Here is an 18,200-nt window from a genome sequence, read left to right on the forward strand (position 1 = left end):
CTACCCCAAGTACGAACGCAGGCGAACAGTGCGCAGTCCACTTGCCCCACACAAGGAGCATCCGATGAAATCCGACATCCAGCGCATACGCTGGCCCCTCATCTTCCTGGCGTTCATCGGCTTCCTGCTCGTCATCAGCGGCACCCTGGCGAGCAACACCGACAGCGGCCCGGAGAAAGCGTTTGCGCGGCTCAATGAGCGTTCCGGCAACCGGCTGGACGCGCACTGGGATGCGCGCACCGGCGTACCGGATTTCCTGTCCGGCCGCGAGGCGGGCGATCGCATCCCGTACACGCCCGGTGCGATCGAGCACGGCAACCCGGCCGCGATCGCGCACGGTTTCCTGGATGAAAACCGAGCGTTGTTCAAGCTGGGCAGCGCGGCTGACGAGTTCAAGACGCTGCGCATCGAGCCCGACGCGCAGCGCGGCTGGGCCCATGTGCGCCTGGCACAGTCCTACAAGGGCATCCCCGTCTTTGGCCGTCAGTTCGTCGTGCATATCGACGAACGGGAGCGCATCGTAGCGGTCAACGGTCAATACCGTCCTGAGATCGACCTGTCGACCTCGGCGAGCATCACCGCCGCCGACGCAGAACGCGCCGCCGCGCGCGATCTGATGGACACGCAACTCGACGCAGACGAGAAGGCGACCGTGCAGGCCGAGGTACAAAAGGAACAAACGCAGTTGACCGTCTTCGTCGAGGAGAACGGCAAAGCAACGTTGACGTGGCACGTCATCATCGTGACCGACAACCCGCTCGGCGAGTTCCACACCTTTGTCAACGCCAACCGCCCGGCGATTGTCTACCGCTATGATGCGGCCAATGAGGACAAAGTCCGTCGCACGTACACGGCCGACAACAAGACGAGCATCCCAGGCCGCATACTGGCGGAAGAAGGCGAACGCACCGACGATCCGGTCGCGCAGGCGGCGCACGACGGCGCGGGCAAGGTCTACGACTACTATCTGAAGACGTTCAAGCGTGATGCGATTGACGGGCAGGGCAGCCCGATGATCTCGACCGTGCATTATGGCAGCACAACGGCCGACGCGCAGAACGCCTCATGGATCAGCCAGCGCAAGCAGATGGTCTATGGCGACGGCGGGCAGGTCTTCCAGCCGCTGGCCTACGGCCTGGATGTGGTCGGCCACGAGTTCACGCACGGCGTGACCGACGCGACAGCGCAACTGATCTACCAGGGCCAGTCGGGCGCGTTGAACGAGTCGTACTCCGACGTATTTGCCGCGATGATCGACCGCGGTAACTGGCTGATCGGCGAAACGGTCATCAAGTCGCCGCCGTATCCCGTGCCGTATCTGCGTAATATGGAAGACCCGACGGCCGGCGGACGCTATAACCCCGCCGATCCGCTCAAGTCGGCCGGGCAGCCGGCGCACATGCGCGACTTCGCGAACCTGCCGCTGGAGCGCAAGAGCGACAACGGCGGTGTGCACGTCAACAGCGGCATTCCAAACCGCGCGGCATTCCTGATCGCGCAGAAGATTGGCCGCGAGAAGACCGAGCAGATTTACTACCGCACGTTGACGCAGTACCTGACCCCGAGCTCGCAGTTTCCCGACGCGGTGCGCTTGACCATGCGCGCAGCACAGGACCTGTTCAGCGCGACCGAAGTGCAGGCGGTACGCGACGGCTTCGCGGGAGTCGGGCTGGATGCCAGCAACGCGCCGGCGCCCACGCCGACGCCGTCGGGTACGCGCCGCGCCTCAACGCCGACGCCGGCGTCCTCGCCGACGGCGCAGCCGCAGGCGGCGGGCTGCACGAATCTGGTCGTGAACGGCGGCTTCGAGGCGCAGAATCAGGGTTGGATCGAGGTGTCGTCGCAGGGTGCGATCATCGACACCGAACTGCCGCATAGCGGCGCGCGCAGCGCCTGGCTGGGCGGCATCTCGGAAGAGAACATGCAGTATGTCTACCAGGACGTGCGCATCCCGGCCAATGCGAACAAGGTGATTCTGGGGTACTGGCGCCTGGTGCACAACGAGACCGAGGATGCCGCCGCGTCGCCTGCGACGTTCTGGGCGATTATCGCGGATTCGAATGGCAACGCGCTGGGCTCGGTGGAGCAACTGCCGTCCACCGACGGCGATGACAACTGGCATCAGGCTCAGTTTGACATCACGGAGTTTGCCGGCAAGGCGATCCGCATCGCGTTTATCTCCGAGAATGCGGTCGGCAACCTGAGCAGTATGTTCGTCGACGACGTGGAGATGAACTCGTGTACGACCGGCCCGGTCTCGCAGCCGACGCCGGCGGGCAACAAGCTGCAGATCGAAGGCGCAATCAAGAACGGCGACACGGGTCGCGGCATCGAGGGCGCCAAGATCTTCTTCCTGCGCCCCGGCCTCAGCGCGACCGACGCTGCCGCGGATGACACCGTCACGGCCGACGAGGTGCTGACCTTCGGCGTGTCGGATGCGACCGGCTTCTACCGCGCCGCCGATCCGATCCCGAACGGCCAGTACAGCGTCATCGTTATTGCCGGCGGTTTCCGCCCGATCATCTCCGACGAGGGCATTACCATCCCGTCGAGCGCCAAGGGCACGTACACCGTGAACGCGACCATGCGGCCGAGCCGCTAACGTCCGGGAGACTAACATGAGCACCAACCTCAAGTGCTGCATCTGCAATGAGCCGGCGCCGGCCGGCAATATTTACGCGGGACGTGCCTACTGCGACCGGCATCTGGCCGCCGTACACCGACCCAACCCGTCGTTCTGGCGTTCGGCGTTCGTGCAGGTTATTTTGATGGGTGCGTTCGCGGCGATTGTCGCGGTGGTCACGCTGCCGCTGACCAATCTCGACCAGACCGCGCTGATTGTCATCGGTCTGTTCCTGGCGATTGTACCGACCGGTCTCTGGTTGTGGTACTTCTACCGCCAAGACCGGCTGGAGCCGGAGCCCAAAACCAAGATCGCGGGCGTCTTCCTGCTGGCGCTGCTACTGACCGATGCGGTGGGGCTGCGCATCGTCGGGCCGCTGTTCAACGTCAGCCAGTGGGCCGTCATCAATCGCACCACGTCGTTGCTGGCGAATATCCTGATCTTCGGCTTCACATTCGAGACGATCAAGTACGTCGCCATCCGCGCCATCGTTTACGCCACCGACGAGTTTGACGAGCGCATGGATGGCGTCGTCTACGGCACGACGGCCGGTCTCGGCGTGGCGACACTGCTCAACCTGCACCACATCATTGACAACCAGGGCGTGGCACTGGCGCCGGGCGTCATCAGCGTGGTCACGACCGCGCTGGCGCAGGCGTGCTTTGGCGGCCTGCTCGGATACTTCATGGCCGAGGCCAAGTTCAGCCATCGGCCAATCTGGTGGGTGCCAGGCGGGTTGGCGCTATCGTCCGTCTTGAGCGGCCTGTTCACCTGGCTGATCGATGAAGTCAGCGCGTCCGGGCTGTCGGTCAATCCGTGGAACTCGTTGCTGCTGGGCGTAGCCGTGGCGCTGGCGACGTTCCTCGTGCTGGTTTGGCTGATGCGCCGCTCAATCCGCATGCAACTGGGCGAAGCGAAGTCCTAGCCGGAGGAGGCTACCATGACCCCAAGCCTGCAAACAACTCAAACCTGGGATTTCCGGCTCGGCCGCAAGGACGTCGGCGTCGCGTTGGTGCTGCTCGCTGCACTGGCGGTTGGCTGGGTCCTGCGTATGTCGGTGGAAAACCGGACCGCCGTCTTTCAGGACCAAGCGACCGGATTCACGGTAACCTACCCGGCGACCTGGGGCAGCACGGAATCGCTGCGACAGGTCATGCTCAAGGTCGAAAACCCGGCCACCGAGTCGGCGTTCAAGGCGTCGCTGGTGGTGGACCGACGCGGGCTGGATACGCAGAACCCCCCGACCCTGCAACAGTTGGTGGATCGGCGCGTCGCACAGCAGGGCACGCTGACGGCATACCATCTGCTGTCCACCGCCGACGCAACGGTATCCGGCCTGAAGTCGATGCGGCAGGAGTACGCCTATGTGGTGCAGCCGATCGACCAGGCGCGCCGCGCGTCGGTGCCGGTAGTCGTCCACGCGATTGAATACGTGGTCATCGGCAAGGATAGCGCTTACTACATTACGCTGGCCGTGCCGGAAGACGAGGCGGCCGGCGCATCCCCGCTGATGGACAGCATCATTCGATCGGTCAAGGTAAATTGATGAGCGAGACCTCGACGCAACCACCGAGTGTGCCGGCGCCGGAAGCCGGCGCGTCCGCTCCCAAGGCGCTTGAGCTGCCGCGCGGCGCGCTGCTGGTGATGCGCGTGAGCGGCGGCCTCCGATTCACGACGCAGGAGATGGTGGTGTATCCCGATGGCCGCGTCACGCCGGGCGCCGACGACACGGTCAAGACGGTATTCAACCGCACGCAGCGCAGCATGGCCGATGCGCATATCGTGCGTCTGCGCAAGCTGCTCGATCAGTCGGGCTTCTTCAAGAGCCAGCCGCCCAAAGTCGAGCCCAGCCCGGATGGCTATGCATACGAAATCGTGTCTCGCATTGGCCCGAAGCACAATCATATAGAGGTCTTTACCGGAACGATGCCAGATGGCGTACAGACGCTGGTAGATTACCTCATGAAGTGGATGCCGCCGTCAGACGAGAGTTGACCGGTCGAACAGCATAGCTGTGGTCAGCGCACGAAGGACTTCCGAGGCCCGGTTGCTTCGGAAGTCTCTTTGTGTCGGCAGCTATTGGGGTATACCGCAAAAGTGTCGGGGCCGCACGGCTGGCCAATCCGTCATTCCGGCATGTTTCTGGCCGGAATCTACTCAAGCGGTTCGGCACAGACGCTCAGGGTTGCGGTTGGCGTGGATGCCGGCTAACACCATGCCGGCATGACGATCCGTTGTGCCTCCGACAGTTTGGCGGTATACCCCAGCTATTGCGCTGCCTTGCATTGTCATAACGCATTATGATAGAATCTGCGCATCATAAGCTATAAGCAATCATCTTTGTACTACTTACCACACGAGGAGAAAGCGTCTATGGGCAAGATTGCCGGCAGGAAGGTCGTGGGCACCGGCGGTGAGGTTTTGGTCGAGCAGGCCAAAGCCGCCGGCGTGCGCTACCTGTTTACCAACCCCGGTTCGGCAGAAGCGGCGTTCTTCGATGCGCTGGTCGAAGCGCCCGACATCCAGCTGATCATGGGCTTGCACGAGGGCATTGTCATTGCATTAGCCGACGGCTACGCCAAAGCAAAGGGCGATGTCGGATTCGTGAATGTGCACACAATTGGCGGCACCGGCCAGATGGCCGGCCAGCTATACAATGCCTTTCGCGATGGTACGCCGCTGGTGGTTACCGCCGGCATGCCGGATAATGAGTACTACACGGATCTGGTCGGCCTGGCTGCGTCGCCCGGCTTCAACCAGAAAGAGGTCAACCGCCAGTTCACCAAGATCTCGTGGGAGATTCGTAACCCGGAAGCGATAGCGCTCTCGCTGCGTCGGGCATTCAAGGTGTCGACGGCGAATCCGCCGGGCCCGACGTACGTCGCGTATTCGAACTACGCGTTGGAAGCGCCGAACGTCGAGGTGATGGTCTACCCGCGCGAGCAGTTTGAGATAGCGCCCAACGCCGCGCCGGATCCGCGCGCGATAGAGACCTTGGCCGAAAAGCTGCTTTCATGCAAGCAGCCGGTGCTGTTCGTGGGCGACGAAGTCTGGAAGGCCGGCGCGCAGGCCGAGGCTGTCGTCCTGGCCGAGACACTCGGGGCCGTGGTGACGCACGGCAGCGACGCGTTTCGCAACTTCCCCACGCAGCACCCGTATTACTACGGCTTCTATCGCGGCGTCGCACTGCCGGAAGGCGCCGACCTGTTCTTGTCCATCGGCGGCAAAGCGACCGGCGGCTGGGGTGAGCGCGAGAATGACAACTCGTGGCCGATCCTCGACTACTCGGCGGCCATGGGCATGAACCTCGACCACATGGGCCGTAACTACCCGATGGATCTGGCGATCATGTCGAACGTCAAGACCGGCATGCGCGCGCTGATTGACTGTCTGCGCGCCATGAGTTCGCCGCAGTCCGATACGCGGCGCTCGGCCCGGCAGGAGGATCTGTCCACGCGCGCGGCCGTCCGGCAGCAGCACCACGCCGACTGGCTCAAGCAGAATTTCAGCAACACCGTCATTCACCCGGTGCGGCTTTCGTACGAGTGCGAGCAAGCGCTGGAGCCCGGCACAATCTTTGTCAACGAGCACTTCACCGCCGACCACAGCCCGATTCACTTTGGCTACAGGCAATCGGAGAAGGAAAAGATGTGGCTCGGCACATCGGGCGGCTCGCTGGGCTGGGGCGTGGGCGCGGCGATCGGCGCCAAGATCGCGCGGCCCGACACGCCGGTCTTCCTCAGCATCGGCGACGGCTCGACGATGTACTCCTCGTCGGCATTCTGGACGATGGCGCGCTATGGCGTGCCGGTGCTGACGGTGGTTTGGAACGACTTCAATTACCAGACGGTGCGGCATGCGTTCCACCGCCTGGGAGGCGTTGCAGCACGCACCAACAAGTATCCCGGCATGTTCCTGGGCGACCCGCAGATCGACTTCGCCATGCTGGCCAAGAGCCAGGGCGTGCAGAGCGAGCGCGTAACGGAGAATGGGCAGATCGCCGCGGCGCTGAAGCGCGGCATGGATGCCACCAAGCGCGGCGAGCCGTACCTGATTGACGTCGTCATCTCGCGCGTGGGTGGCGGCGCCGACTCGACGTGGCACCAGCAGTTCAACCTGGCCATGCAGGGCGCCGACATCGAACAGTAAAGGAACCGGGCCGGCGTCTCCGCATGATGGGGCGCCGGCCCATCGCGGCTAACCGGCGGGCGGGGCCCGCCTCACTTCCTACCAAAAGGACAGGAGAACAAGCACCGTGACGGAATTCAACTTTGAAGCGTTGTATTCGAAGTCCGCAGCCGATCGAGTAGGCTCGATGGGCCAGCGCCGCTGGGGCCAGGCGGGCATGCTGGCGCCGATCAAGTATTCGTTCGAAGGCGGTATGCCCGACCCGAGCACCTACCCGATGGAAGGCATCGCTGATGCGACGCGCCGCGTCTGTATGACCGACCGCCTGGCGCTGAACTACGGCGCCTTGATGGGCTTCGACGGCTTCCGTGACCAGGTGGTGCGCCTCGAGAGCATCTTCCCCGGGCGCAAGCCGACTCGCGACGACGTGCTAATCACGTCAGGCGCGAGCCAGGCACTGCAACTGATCTACGCGGCCTTCATTAACCCCGGCGACACCGTGATTCTGGAAGAGCAGTCGTACGTCGCGCAGCAGATCCGGGTCTACCATCCGAACGTCGTGACCGTGCCGATGGATGAGCACGGCTACGTGGTTGCCGAGTTCCGCAAGTTGCTGGTCGACCTGACCAACAAGGGCATCCGCCCGAAGCTGTTCTACACAGTGACCGGCTTCCACAACCCGCTCGGCATCTCGTTCAGGCAGGATCGCTACCAGGCGGCGCTCGACCTGGCCAAGGAGTTCGGCTTCGTCATCGTCGAAGACGATCCGTACAGCCGCATCCGCTTCGCGGGCGACGATGTGCCGAGCATGTACAGCATGGACGACACCGGCCGCTATGTGATTCGCACCGGCACCGTCTCGAAGATCCTCGGCGCGGGCTTGCGCCTCGGCTGGGTCATTGCGCACCCGGACATCCTGCGCGTCTGCACGCAGTTCAAGCAGGACGGCGGCACCAATCCGTTCGCGCAGCGCGTCGCGGCCGAGTTCTGGAAGGACAACCTCTGGAGCCACATTAAGGTCGTGACGGCGTCGTACAAGCACAAGCGCGACACGATGGTCGCCGCGCTGAAGGAACATTGCAGGGACCTGTCGGACTGGAACATGCCGGACGGCGGCATCTTCCTCTGGGTCAACCTGCACAAGGATGTGGACGATGTGAAGTTGAACGACGTGTCTGCGCAGGAAAGCGTGGCCTATCGCCCTGGCGTTGCGTTTGCCAGCGACCCTGCCAAGGGCAAGGGCGTTCTGCGCCTGGCATATTCATTCCAGGACCCGGAGACGATCACCGAGGGCATCAAGCGGCTGGGCCGCGCGATGCACGCCGCCGCGGACTAGCATCCGGCGGTATCGACACGGCAGACGGCGGGCGGGCGCAGCGTGGCCTGCCCGCCGCCTTTATGAAACGAGCACGCGCATGAGCAATCGCAACGAGCGCCGCCCCGACGAGCTGTCGCTCGACATGAACCACCGCATCCTGCAGATCAAGTGGATGGACGGCCACATCAGCCAGTACGACTTCGACTACCTGCGGCGCAAGTGCCCGTGTGCCGAGTGCCGGCCGTGGATACATGGCGCGGCGCCAGTCGGTGCGGTACCGGATAGCGTCAAGACCGCCTCCGGCGACATCGCTGGTCCCCAGCATGTCCAGTTTGTTGGCTCGTACGCGGTGACGATCCAGTTTGCCGACGGGCACGGCGCGGGCATCTACACCTGGCCGTATCTGCGCGAAATCTGCCCATGCGGACAGCACGGCGAGTCCGACATCAAAAAGAAGGAAGCATGAAACGCCTGATCAACCCCGAGAAGGCATTGCGGACGCTGCGCAAAACGCCCGTGCTGCTGGCCGCGCTCCTGAACGGCGTCAGCGCGGAGCAGGCCGCACGCCTGCGCGACGGCCCTGATGGCTGGAGCATGCTCTACACGCTCTGCCACATGCGCGACGAGGAGGCCATTTTCACGCAGCGCGTATCGGACCTGCTGGCCAGGCCCAACCCGACGTTTGCCTACGTGCTGAATGACGACCTGGTTGCGCGCAACAAATACGATGCAGCCGACTTTCACGCGACGGTTGACGAGTTCCTCTCGCGCCGGCGCGCTTTCATCACGCTGCTGGAAGGCGTGAGTGACGAGCAGTGGCAGTTGGAGGGCGTGCATCCGCTGCAGGGCCCGGCGACGCTGCTCGATGTGGCGCTCAACGTCGGCCTGCACGACGTGGACCATCTGGAGCAGATCGCAAGGGCATTGGCTGGTACCCCGTGAATCACTGCTACCGAATGGATCGGGCTCGGGCGGCTTGGCTTGGCGAGGAAGCGGTGCGAATTGCCGCCGTAGGTCGATACGAGATTGGCGGGCGCACGGTTCACATTGCTGATGCAGTTCGGCAAGCGGTATCCAGTACAAAGACTTTTTCGCCCGACGCGCTCGTACCGTCGCCGCAACCAGGCAAAACAGGTACACGGACAACTGTTGCCAACGAGACAACGCTGGCGGCAGGCGCACGGTTTGTGGCTGCTGGCAAACGCGTGCTGGCGCTCAATTTTGCTTCACCGTCTCATCCCGGCGGCGGGTTTCTTGATGGCGCACTTGCGCAGGAGGAAACACTTGCCCGCTCCTCCGCGTTGTACACGTGCCTCAAAGACAGCCCGATGTATGCCTATCATTGGAAGCATCGGGATCCGCTTTTTGCAGATTATGTCATTATTTCGCCTGATGTGCCAGTATTTCGTTCTGATAATGGCGACTTGCTGGCAGAGCCGTATCTTTGCTCATTCATAACTTCGCCGGCCGTTCATAAGGGTTTTCTACTTGAAGAAGACCCGCGGCGAGCGGCGGAGATTGGCCCGGTCATGCGGTTACGCATTAACAAAGTGCTGGGCATTGCCGCGCTGTACCGGCATGATGTCTTGGTGCTTGGCGCGTGGGGCTGCGGCGCGTTTGAAAACAATCCGGTCGAGATCGCAGGGCTGTTCAGTGAGGCCCTGTCTGGTGCATTTCGAGATGTCTTTCCCTCCGTGCATTTCGCGGTATATGACCGCTGGGAAGACCGCCGGCAAATCACGCCGTTTGAGCGGCAGTTTGCGTAGCGCAATTGCAAGAATAAAGGAACCGGTCGAGCATGTGCTCAACCGGTTCCATGTTCCGCCTGATGTGCCAGTTGTATCGTCATTATTCGTTGACCGTCTTTGCCGGCACGGCTGCCTGGGCTGGCGCGCCGGTGGGGGCCGGGCGGCCGCCAAGCGCACCATGGATCGGGTGCATCGGCGTGCTGACCGGGGGCGTCAGCTTCCACAGCGCCAGCGCGAATGCCAGCGTGATGACACTCACGCCGGCTGACATCCACATGGGCGCGGACGGATTCACGAACTGGAAGAGGTAGCCGGCTGCCAGCGGCCCGATCACATTGCCGATGCTACCTGCCGAACTGTAAATGCCGATCACCTGCCCGCGCCGGCCGGGCAACAGGTAGGTCAACAGGGCGATCAGCGCCGGCTGCAAGACACTGCCGCCGATCGCCTGCAGTGGCGCCGTGAGCAGTACGACCGGCAAAAGCGGCAGGGCCGGCAGAATGCCAAAGGCGAGGCCGCGGATGGCAACGCCGCCGGCAATCAGCGGTTTTTCGCCGAAGCGGCGCACCAATGGCCGGATCAGCCAGACCTGCGCGATGATGTTCATGATGCCGATGAGCGTGAAGATGCCGCCGACGATGCGTTGGGCGTCGTCAGTGGACGCGCCTTTCAGCATGATTTTGTCAGCCCACAGCACGAACGTCGACTGGAAGCCGAAGAAAGCGAACTGTCCGGTGAAGCCGATCAGCAGGATCAGCACGACGGCCGGATTGCGCAGAATCGTGCCCATGTTCATGGCCGGCGCACCGTGCGCGTTCTGCGCTGCAACCCTGCGCTTCTCGGCGGTGTGCGATTCCGGTAGCAGGAAGTAGGTCAGTGCGATCGTCACCAGCGACACGCCGGCCGCGATCATAAACGGCACGCGCGCGCCGAACTGCGCGGCCATGAATGCGCCGAACGCCGGGCCGAAGACAAAGCCGGCGCCGAACGCCGCGTTGATGACGCCGAGGCCGCTGGCGCGGTTGCGCTCGTCGGTGATGTCGGTCAGATACGCCTGCGCCACCGAAATGTTTCCGCCGGTCAGGCCGTCGATTACACGTGCAAGGTAGATCATGCCCATTGACTGCGCCAGCGCATTGACCAGCAGCGCAATGAACGTTCCGCCCTGGCTGGCGAGCAGCAAGGGGCGCCGCCCGAACGCATCGGACAGGCGGCCGAGCACCGGCGCGGCCAGCATTTGTGCGAAGAAGAAAAGGCTGGTGATTCCCGCAATATCCTGCGCCGACGCGCCAAACTCGTTCTGCGCGTACAGCGGCAGTACGGGCAAGGTAATACCAAGCCCCAGCACGTCTACAAACACGATCATGAAAACTGGGAATAATGGCGAGCGGAAAAACGACTTCCGGGCGGGTGCTTCATGGGACATGCGTCCGTCACTTTCTGCGGGGACGGGCATCCGCTTAGGCAAAATATCCGCCATCCCCTCCCTGAGATATAGCTTCAGTTACTAAGGAATGTACGCTAACGGCAGCGGTATGCATTGGCTCGCTGCCGCCGGATGTTAAGCGTGGCGCGAACGGGTCTGCCCCGGTCGGAGGGGGGACACACCGCGCTGCCGATTCCAGAATTGCGATTGCGAGCAAGTTATTCGCTGCAACTCAGGCGGGTTTAACGCCGTATTGCGCGCGAGTGCATTTCAGATTCGGGGCAGAACAACTACGCTGCCACACAGGCGCCACCATCGTCACTCCCGCGAAGGCGGGAGTCCAGAATAAGACCTCTGGATGCCCCCTTTCGCGGGCATGACGTATTGTTCCCGCCTCGCCGCCCCAGAAGTGAAATGCGCCCATTGCGCGCCGGCCCTGCAACCATGGCTGCTTTGCACTATAATACAGCAGAGACATCACTACGGGAGCAGATTGCGATGGCGAGGGAGCAATTGGCGGTTGATCTGGTCGGGTATCCGATCATGGAACTGGATACGGTCTTCGACGGCGAGCGGCCGTGGCGTGTGAACGGCCTGACGGCCGATGGATTGCTTCGAGCCGTCGATGCGCACGCGTGGACGGTCGTCACGTCTTCGCTCGACCCAAAGCGCGTGGTGCGTATGCGCCCTGACCGGATTGACGACTGGGAGTATATGAAATCGGTATGGACTCAGTCACTGATCATGAAGGAGTTCATGGACGAATAGGCGCGAAAATCCCAAATCTCAAACCCCAAAACTATCGGATAGATTCTATGCTAGCGCCAAAGCCCTATGATATCCGTGAGCGAACATTTCGATTTGCAGTTGAGGTAATACAATGGTCACGAAAACTGCCTCGCGACATGGCGACGCAGATACTGGTGCGACAACTCGTGCGGGCCAGCACATCGGTCGGCGCAAATGTCGAAGAGGCCGATGGCACAGAAACGTCACGTGACCGCATCAACAAATGGAACATCGCACGCAAAGAGGCCAGGGAGACGCGCTACTGGCTTCGCATTATTGCGGCCACAGATGCTTCAGCCGCTTCGAGCACGGACCTGGAGCGCGAGTCTGACGAGTTGGTTCGAATCTTAACCGTGCTCATTCGCAACCATCGGGCAAATAGCCAATCATAGCATCTCATGTCCCCAGGCCTTCTTTGTGACAACGGCATCAGTCTTACATCGTCAATTGGAATTTGGGGTTTGGAATTTGGGATTTCGACCTTTTCGGAGTGTCTATGTCAAACATAGTGGACGAGCTGCGCGACAAGATTCGCGGCGAAGTGCGGTTCGATCAGATCTCGCGGGCGCTGTATTCGACCGACGCCAGCATCTACCAGATCGAACCGGTCGGCGTGGTCGTGCCGCGCGATGCCGACGACATCCAGGCGGTGCTGGAAGTGGCGGGGCGGAACCAGACGCCAGTGCTGGTGCGCGGCGGCGGCACGAGCCTCTCCGGCCAGTCGGTCGGCGAAGCGATCTTGATGGATTGCTCGAAGTACTTCAACAATGTCCTCGAGATCAATAGCGAGGAGCGCTGGGTGCGCGTGCAGCCCGGTGTTGTGCTCGACCATCTGAACAAAGCGCTGGAGCCGCACGGGCTCTGGTTCGGTCCCGATGTCGCGCCCAGTAACCGCGCCACGCTCGGCGGCATGATGGGCAACAACTCCGCCGGCATGCGCTCAATTGTCTACGGCAAGACGATCGACCACGTCATATCGCAGAACGTGCTGCTGAGCGATGGCACGCGCGCTGTCTTCGAGGCGCTGGACGAGCCGGCGTTTCAGGCCAAGACGCGCCTCGCCACACTCGAAGCACAGATCTATCGCGAGATCGAGCGGATCGCCGAGGCGAACCGGGCCGAGGTCGAAGCGCGCTTCCCGAAGGTCCTGCGCCGGGTCGGCGGCTACAACCTCGACGCGTGGGGTCGCAACGGCGTGCGCAACATGGCGCACATGGCGATCGGCTCTGAAGGCACACTCGTGGCCGTCACCGAGGCGAAACTGAAGCTGGTGCCGCGCCCGAAGATGACCAGCCTCTCGATCATCCATTTCAGCGACATGTTTGCCGCGCTCGACGCCATGGTTGACGTCGTCTCGTGCAGCCCAACCTCCGTCGAGTTGATCGACCGGCTGGTGCTCGACATGACGCGCCAGTCGCCGGAGTATGCCCGCAAGCTGACGTTCGTCGAGGGTGATCCGAACGCGCTGCTGATCGTCGAATTCTTCGGCGCGTCGGTGGATGAGTTGAAGGCGCAGCAAGCGTCGCTCGAAGCGAAGATGCGGAACGCCGGCCACGGCTACGCCATGGTGCACTTGCTCGACCGCACGGCAATCGCGAACTGCATCACGATCCGCAAGCAGGGGCAGGGACTGCTGAATGGCATCAAGGGCGACGCCCGCCCGATTGCGTTTGTCGAAGACTGCGCCGTGCCGGTCGCCAAGCTCGCGAGCTTCATCCGCACGTTTGCCAAGATACTCGAGGACAATGGCACGTCGGGGGCATTTTACGCGCATGCCAGCGTTGGTCTGCTGCACGTGCGCCCGCTGATCAACCTGAAGAACGCCGAAGGCATCCAGCGCATGTACCAGATCGCCCAGCAGGCCAGCGACCTGGTGCTTGAATACGGCGGCTCGTTCAGCAGCGAGCATGGCGATGGCCTGACGCGTTCCTGCTTCAACGAGAAGATGTTCGGGCCGCAGCTATATCAGGCGTTCCGCGACGTCAAGTCCGCGTTTGACCCCGGCAAGTTGATGAACCCCGGCAAGATTGTGGATGCGCCGGCGATGACGGAGAATCTGCGCTACGGCACGAATTACCGCAGCGCGGAGTTCAAAACCGTGTTCGACTATACTCACGACGGCGGCTCGTGGGCGCGCGCCATCGAGGCGTGCAACGGCATGGGCGAGTGCCGCAAGATCGGCGACGGCACCATGTGCCCGTCGTTTCAGGCTACGCGCGACGAAACGCACTCGACGCGCGGGCGTGCCAATGTGCTGCGGCTGGCAATGACCGGGCGGTTGCCGGGCGAGTCGCTCACGTCCAGGCGCGTCTATGACGTGCTTGACCTATGCCTCGAATGCAAGGGATGCAAGGCCGAGTGCTCCACCAATGTGGACATGGCCAAATACAAGTACGAGTTCCTGCACAACTACTACGCAGCCAACGGCAAGCCGCTGCGCGCGCGGTTGTTCGGCAACATCCATTACCTGAGCAAGCTCGGTTCAGCGTTTGCACCGCTGTCGAACTGGACGCTCGGGCTGGCGCCGACGAAGTGGGTGCTGTCGCAGGTCGGCATTACGCCTTCGCGCAACTTGCCGCCGTTCGTGCGCGACACGTTCGAAAGCCGCATGCCCGCGCTGCACATCGGCCGGCAAGCGCCGGCGGCGTCCGGTGCGCCGCAGGTCGCGCTGTTCGTCGACACGTACATGAACCACAACTACCCGTCGATCGGCGTGGCGGCGGCGAAGGTGCTGCAGTCGGCCGGTGTCGAGGTGTTCGCGCCCCAGCGCCCATGCTGCGGCCGCCCGTTTATCTCCAAAGGACTGCTTGACGAGGCGAAGTCGCTGGCCGCGCGCAACATTGAACTGCTGGCGCCGATTGCGCGCGCCGGCATCCCGATCGTCGGCGCGGAGCCGTCGTGCCTGCTGACGCTGCGCGAGGAGTACGTCGACTTCTTCCCGGACAGCGCGGATGCCAAGTTGGTCGCCTCAAAGGCGATGCTGCTGGAGGAGTTCCTGCCATCAGTCAAAGACAAGCTCAAGTTTGCACCGGACAAGAAGAACGTGCTGATCCACGGCCATTGCCATCAAAAAGCCGCGTGCGGCATGGGGCCGGTGACTGGGGCGCTGAAGCTAAATCCGGGTTTTGCGGTGACGGAGAGCGGTGCGGGCTGTTGCGGCATGGCCGGCGCGTTTGGCTTCGAAAGCGAGCACTACGAGTTGTCGATGAAGGTCGGCGAGGATCGGCTGTTCCCGAAGGTGCGCGCTCAGTCGCCCGACACAGAGATTGCGGTTAGCGGCGTGTCATGCCGGCAGCAGGTCGAGCATGGCACCGGGCGCAAGCCGAAGCATTGGATCGAAGTGATGGCTGAGAGCCTTGCATAGCGTCGTTTAGTACTTATGGCCCTTCGACTTGACCATGATCCGTGACGTTAGATCCGATCGTCGGCTGAAAAGCTTTGTGCGCGACAGACAAAAGCCATCGGTGCGGCTTTCGCGCATTATCCTGTTCGCGCCGCACAGCAGCGAGCGTCTCGCTTGTGGCGGGACGCGTTCAGGACGTGCATGACAGGCCGACGGGACATTCGTAATTTCCTAGAGTTACAATGAACGCAGCGCCCGTCAACCGACGGGCGCTGCGTGATTATGTGGGGCCGGTTGAAGCCGGCTGGCTATACGCTGCGCTCGGCGCGCGGTAGCAACACTTGCTGCGCGCTCAACGTCGCCTCGCCCGGTTCGGGCCGCCGCCGCTGATAGGTGCCGTCCGGCAGCATCACGCGCGCTTTGACGTTGTCCGCCAGGTATGTCGCCAGGATCTGGTCGCGCACCTGGCGCACCACGCGCGGATCCTCAAATGGGAACACGATCTCGACACGCCGGTCTAGATTGCGCGGCATCAAGTCGGCGCTGCCGGCATAGACCTGCTCAGCGCCGCCGTTGCGGAACCAGAAGAGGCGACTGTGCTCGAGGAATCGCCCGACGATGCTGGTGACCCGGATGTTGTCGCTGACACCGGGGATACCGGGCCGCAGGCAGCAAATGCCTCGCGCGATCAAGTCCACCTTGACGCCGGCCTGCGACGCCTCGTAGAGCAGGTGGATAATCTGCTTGTCTACCAGCGAATTGAGTTTCAGGATCAGGTGCCCGCCGCGCCCCTGCTTTTGGTGCTCGATTTCGCGGCGGATCAGGCTGTCGATGCCGCTGCGCAGGTTGATCGGTGCGACGAGGAATTTGCGGTAGTCGGTCTTGGTCGAGTAGCCGGTCAGGTAGTTGAACACGTCGGTCGCATCCGCGCCCATGTCCGGGTTGGCGGTTAGCAGTCCGATATCGGTGTAGAGCCGTGCCGTTCCTGGGTTATAGTTGCCGGTCGCCAGGTGAACGTAGCGCCGCAACTGGTCGCCTTCCTTGCGCACGACCAGCGCGATCTTGGAGTGCGTCTTGAGACCGACCAGCCCGTAGACCACGTGCACGCCCTCTTGCTCCAGTGCGCGCGCCCATTCAATGTTGCTCTCCTCGTCGAAGCGCGCTTTGAGTTCCATGACGACGGCGACTTGCTTGCCGTTGCGCGCCGCTTCCATCAGCGCCTGCACAACCGGCGAGTTTCGCCCGACGCGGTACAGCGTCTGCTTGATCGCCAGCACGTGCGGATCACGCGCCGCCTGCTCAAGGAAGTCCACAACCGGCGCAAACGAGTCGTAGGGGTGGTGCAGCAGAATATCCTGCCGCCGAATCGCTGCGAAGATGTCGCCCTCTTCATCATCGAGCCCGGGCGGACGCACTGGCGCAAACGGCGGGTCCTTAAGGTCCGGGCGATCAAGTGCATACAGGCTGATCAGGTCGCTGGTGCCCAACGGTGGATCCAGCGTATAAATAGTGTCAGGCGATAGATCCAGGTTCTCCGCGAGCACGTCACGGATGCTCTCCGGCATATCGCGATCGATGGTCATGCGCACCACCGAACCGAAGCGCCGCTCGCGCAGGCTCTGCTCGACCGTGTCCAGCAGGTCTTCGGCGTCCATCTCCTGCAGGGCGATATCAGCATCGCGGGTGATGCGGAACGGGTGGGTCTCGACAATCGTTTGCCCGGGGAACAGCGCAGCGAGGTTCGCAGCGATGACCTGCTCCAGCCAGACGAAATGCAGGTCGTGCGGGCCGCGCCCGTTGGCCGGCGCGCGGTCGTCCGGCGGCTTGACGGGCAGCAGACGCGGCAGCGTGTTCGGCACCTTGATGCGCGCAAAGCGCTCGTGGCCGGCTTGCGTGCGCACGATCACCGCCAGGTTCATGCTCATGTTGGAGATGTGCGGGAATGGGCGCGCCGGGTCGAAGGCGAGCGGCGTCAGCACCGGAAAGACCATCTGGTCGAAATAGGCGCGCAGTGCTGCGCGCTGTTCCACATCCAGCGTGGCGTAGTCGTGGATATGGATGCCGGCGCGCGCCAGTTGCGGCAAGAGGGCGCGCAGTGTGTTGCGGGCGTCGCCCATCAGGTCGAGCACGACCTTCCGGATCGCCTTGAGCTGTTCGGCAGCGGTCAGGCCGTCCGTTGAGCGATCGACCACGCCGGCGGCAAGCTGCTGCCTGAGGCCGGCGACGCGGATCATGAAGAATTCGGCCATGATCGAGCCGACAATCGACAGGAACTTGACGCGTTCGAGCAGGGGATTGGTCTCGTCCTGCGCCTCATCGAGCACGCGCCGGAAAAACTCAAGCTGGCTGAGCTCGCGGTTGAGGAATAGTACCGCGTCCGGTGGTACGGCGGCCACTTCGTGTGTCTTCTTGGGTGCCGGCGAGGCATCGGCACTGCTATTGTTCGCGCCGCTCGCGCGGCGAGTCAGTCGTTGACGGGGCATATAGAGTCTCGGTCAGGTTTTGCCGGCGGTGCGCCGCCTGCGGAAAGGCGGCAAAACGGCTTGTACGCCAAAGTATAACGGCGAGTGGCGCGTCTGCCAAAGCTACAGCAATTCTCAATTTGGCTTTGTACGGGTACTTTCCAATGCCGCTTGCGATGCGCTGGCTCTCAGGCGCTTGTCACGCAAGCTGGCCCGCCGAAAAAGTGGCGCTGCCCTCCCCATTAGCTTTTCCCCTTCGCCCCCGCGCGCGCGGGGCGAAGGGGCAGGGGATGAGGGGGTACATTGGCAGCCGACTCCAAAATGAGAATTGCTGCAAAGCTAGTTGCGTATCAGATTATGGCG

At 62.7% G+C, this 18,200-nt stretch carries 14 protein-coding genes; 12 read left to right on the forward strand and 2 right to left on the reverse strand.

The window, feature by feature from the left end; translation table 11 throughout:
• Positions 1–64: 64 nt before the first annotated feature.
• The 9 genes from HZB53_13175 to HZB53_13215 all read left to right on the forward strand — a co-directional run bounded on the left by HZB53_13175 (position 65) and on the right by HZB53_13215 (position 9,835).
• Positions 65–2,602: a M4 family metallopeptidase gene (locus HZB53_13175; protein ID MBI5878594.1), complete on the forward strand. Its 2,538-nt coding sequence runs from the start codon at positions 65–67 to the stop codon at positions 2,600–2,602.
• A gap of 16 nt (positions 2,603–2,618) precedes the next feature.
• Entirely contained in the window at positions 2,619–3,548 is a 930-nt protein-coding gene (locus HZB53_13180; protein MBI5878595.1) for a PrsW family intramembrane metalloprotease, read from the forward strand.
• 15 nt (positions 3,549–3,563) lie between these two features.
• Positions 3,564–4,169: a hypothetical protein gene (locus HZB53_13185; protein ID MBI5878596.1), complete on the forward strand. Its 606-nt coding sequence runs from the start codon at positions 3,564–3,566 to the stop codon at positions 4,167–4,169.
• On the forward strand, positions 4,169–4,618 hold the full coding sequence (locus HZB53_13190) for a hypothetical protein (protein ID MBI5878597.1): 450 nt from the start codon (positions 4,169–4,171) through the stop codon (positions 4,616–4,618). Before HZB53_13185 ends, HZB53_13190 begins: the two co-directional genes overlap by 1 nt.
• A 378-nt stretch (positions 4,619–4,996) precedes the next feature.
• The gene (locus HZB53_13195) at positions 4,997–6,772 is read left to right on the forward strand and encodes a thiamine pyrophosphate-binding protein (protein ID MBI5878598.1); all 1,776 of its coding nucleotides are present in this window, start codon (positions 4,997–4,999) and stop codon (positions 6,770–6,772) included.
• A 106-nt stretch (positions 6,773–6,878) separates the two neighbouring features.
• Positions 6,879–8,087, forward strand: a complete 1,209-nt coding sequence (locus HZB53_13200; GenBank protein ID MBI5878599.1) for a PLP-dependent aminotransferase family protein — start codon at positions 6,879–6,881, stop codon at positions 8,085–8,087.
• A gap of 79 nt (positions 8,088–8,166) precedes the next feature.
• Positions 8,167–8,535, forward strand: coding sequence for a DUF971 domain-containing protein (locus HZB53_13205; protein ID MBI5878600.1), 369 nt, complete (start codon positions 8,167–8,169; stop codon positions 8,533–8,535).
• A complete protein-coding gene (locus tag HZB53_13210; protein ID MBI5878601.1) occupies positions 8,532–9,011 on the forward strand; it encodes a DinB family protein in 480 nt (159 codons plus the stop codon). The genes HZB53_13205 and HZB53_13210 overlap by 4 nt, the downstream gene beginning before the upstream one ends.
• 53 nt (positions 9,012–9,064) lie before the next feature.
• Positions 9,065–9,835, forward strand: coding sequence for a TIGR02452 family protein (locus tag HZB53_13215; protein ID MBI5878602.1), 771 nt, complete (start codon positions 9,065–9,067; stop codon positions 9,833–9,835).
• Positions 9,836–9,917: 82 nt separating this feature from the next.
• Here HZB53_13215 and HZB53_13220 read toward each other — a convergent pair whose 3' ends face one another.
• Positions 9,918–11,183 carry an MFS transporter gene (locus HZB53_13220; GenBank protein ID MBI5878603.1) on the reverse strand — a complete coding sequence of 422 codons (1,266 nt, stop codon included), beginning with the start codon at positions 11,181–11,183 and terminating at the stop codon, positions 9,918–9,920.
• 558 nt (positions 11,184–11,741) lie between these two features.
• On the opposite strand from HZB53_13220, the gene HZB53_13225 reads away from it, so the two are divergent.
• The 3 genes from HZB53_13225 (at position 11,742) to HZB53_13235 (ending at position 15,396) form a co-directional block, all read left to right on the forward strand.
• The gene (locus tag HZB53_13225; protein ID MBI5878604.1) at positions 11,742–12,011 is read left to right on the forward strand and encodes a hypothetical protein; all 270 of its coding nucleotides are present in this window, start codon (positions 11,742–11,744) and stop codon (positions 12,009–12,011) included.
• Between the two features lie 47 nt (positions 12,012–12,058).
• Positions 12,059–12,424, forward strand: coding sequence for a four helix bundle protein (locus HZB53_13230; GenBank protein MBI5878605.1), 366 nt, complete (start codon positions 12,059–12,061; stop codon positions 12,422–12,424).
• 104 nt (positions 12,425–12,528) lie between these two features.
• The gene (locus HZB53_13235) at positions 12,529–15,396 is read left to right on the forward strand and encodes an FAD-binding protein (GenBank protein ID MBI5878606.1); all 2,868 of its coding nucleotides are present in this window, start codon (positions 12,529–12,531) and stop codon (positions 15,394–15,396) included.
• 287 nt (positions 15,397–15,683) lie between these two features.
• Here the strand turns inward: HZB53_13235 and ppk1 are convergent, their stop codons facing one another.
• Positions 15,684–17,858: a polyphosphate kinase 1 gene (gene ppk1 / locus HZB53_13240; protein ID MBI5878607.1), complete on the reverse strand. Its 2,175-nt coding sequence runs from the start codon at positions 17,856–17,858 to the stop codon at positions 15,684–15,686.
• Positions 17,859–18,200: the final 342 nt, after the last annotated feature.

Source organism: Chloroflexota bacterium, from assembly GCA_016235055.1.
Classification (GTDB): domain Bacteria; phylum Chloroflexota; class Anaerolineae; order JACRMK01; family JACRMK01; genus JACRMK01.

What these genes read in the sequence shown, in the direction of transcription:
- HZB53_13220 (MBI5878603.1), bottom strand. Translation starts at nt 11,183, where the DNA reads ATGATCGTGTTTGTAGACGTGCTGGGGCTTGGTATTACCTTGCCCGTA.
- HZB53_13230 (MBI5878605.1), top strand. Translation starts at nt 12,059, where the DNA reads ATGCTAGCGCCAAAGCCCTATGATATCCGTGAGCGAACATTTCGATTT.
- HZB53_13235 (MBI5878606.1), top strand. Translation starts at nt 12,529, where the DNA reads ATGTCAAACATAGTGGACGAGCTGCGCGACAAGATTCGCGGCGAAGTG.
- HZB53_13210 (MBI5878601.1), top strand. Translation starts at nt 8,532, where the DNA reads ATGAAACGCCTGATCAACCCCGAGAAGGCATTGCGGACGCTGCGCAAA.
- HZB53_13175 (MBI5878594.1), top strand. Translation starts at nt 65, where the DNA reads ATGAAATCCGACATCCAGCGCATACGCTGGCCCCTCATCTTCCTGGCG.
- HZB53_13190 (MBI5878597.1), top strand. Translation starts at nt 4,169, where the DNA reads ATGAGCGAGACCTCGACGCAACCACCGAGTGTGCCGGCGCCGGAAGCC.
- HZB53_13185 (MBI5878596.1), top strand. Translation starts at nt 3,564, where the DNA reads ATGACCCCAAGCCTGCAAACAACTCAAACCTGGGATTTCCGGCTCGGC.
- HZB53_13180 (MBI5878595.1), top strand. Translation starts at nt 2,619, where the DNA reads ATGAGCACCAACCTCAAGTGCTGCATCTGCAATGAGCCGGCGCCGGCC.
- HZB53_13225 (MBI5878604.1), top strand. Translation starts at nt 11,742, where the DNA reads ATGGCGAGGGAGCAATTGGCGGTTGATCTGGTCGGGTATCCGATCATG.
- HZB53_13205 (MBI5878600.1), top strand. Translation starts at nt 8,167, where the DNA reads ATGAGCAATCGCAACGAGCGCCGCCCCGACGAGCTGTCGCTCGACATG.
- ppk1 (MBI5878607.1), bottom strand. Translation starts at nt 17,858, where the DNA reads ATGCCCCGTCAACGACTGACTCGCCGCGCGAGCGGCGCGAACAATAGC.
- HZB53_13195 (MBI5878598.1), top strand. Translation starts at nt 4,997, where the DNA reads ATGGGCAAGATTGCCGGCAGGAAGGTCGTGGGCACCGGCGGTGAGGTT.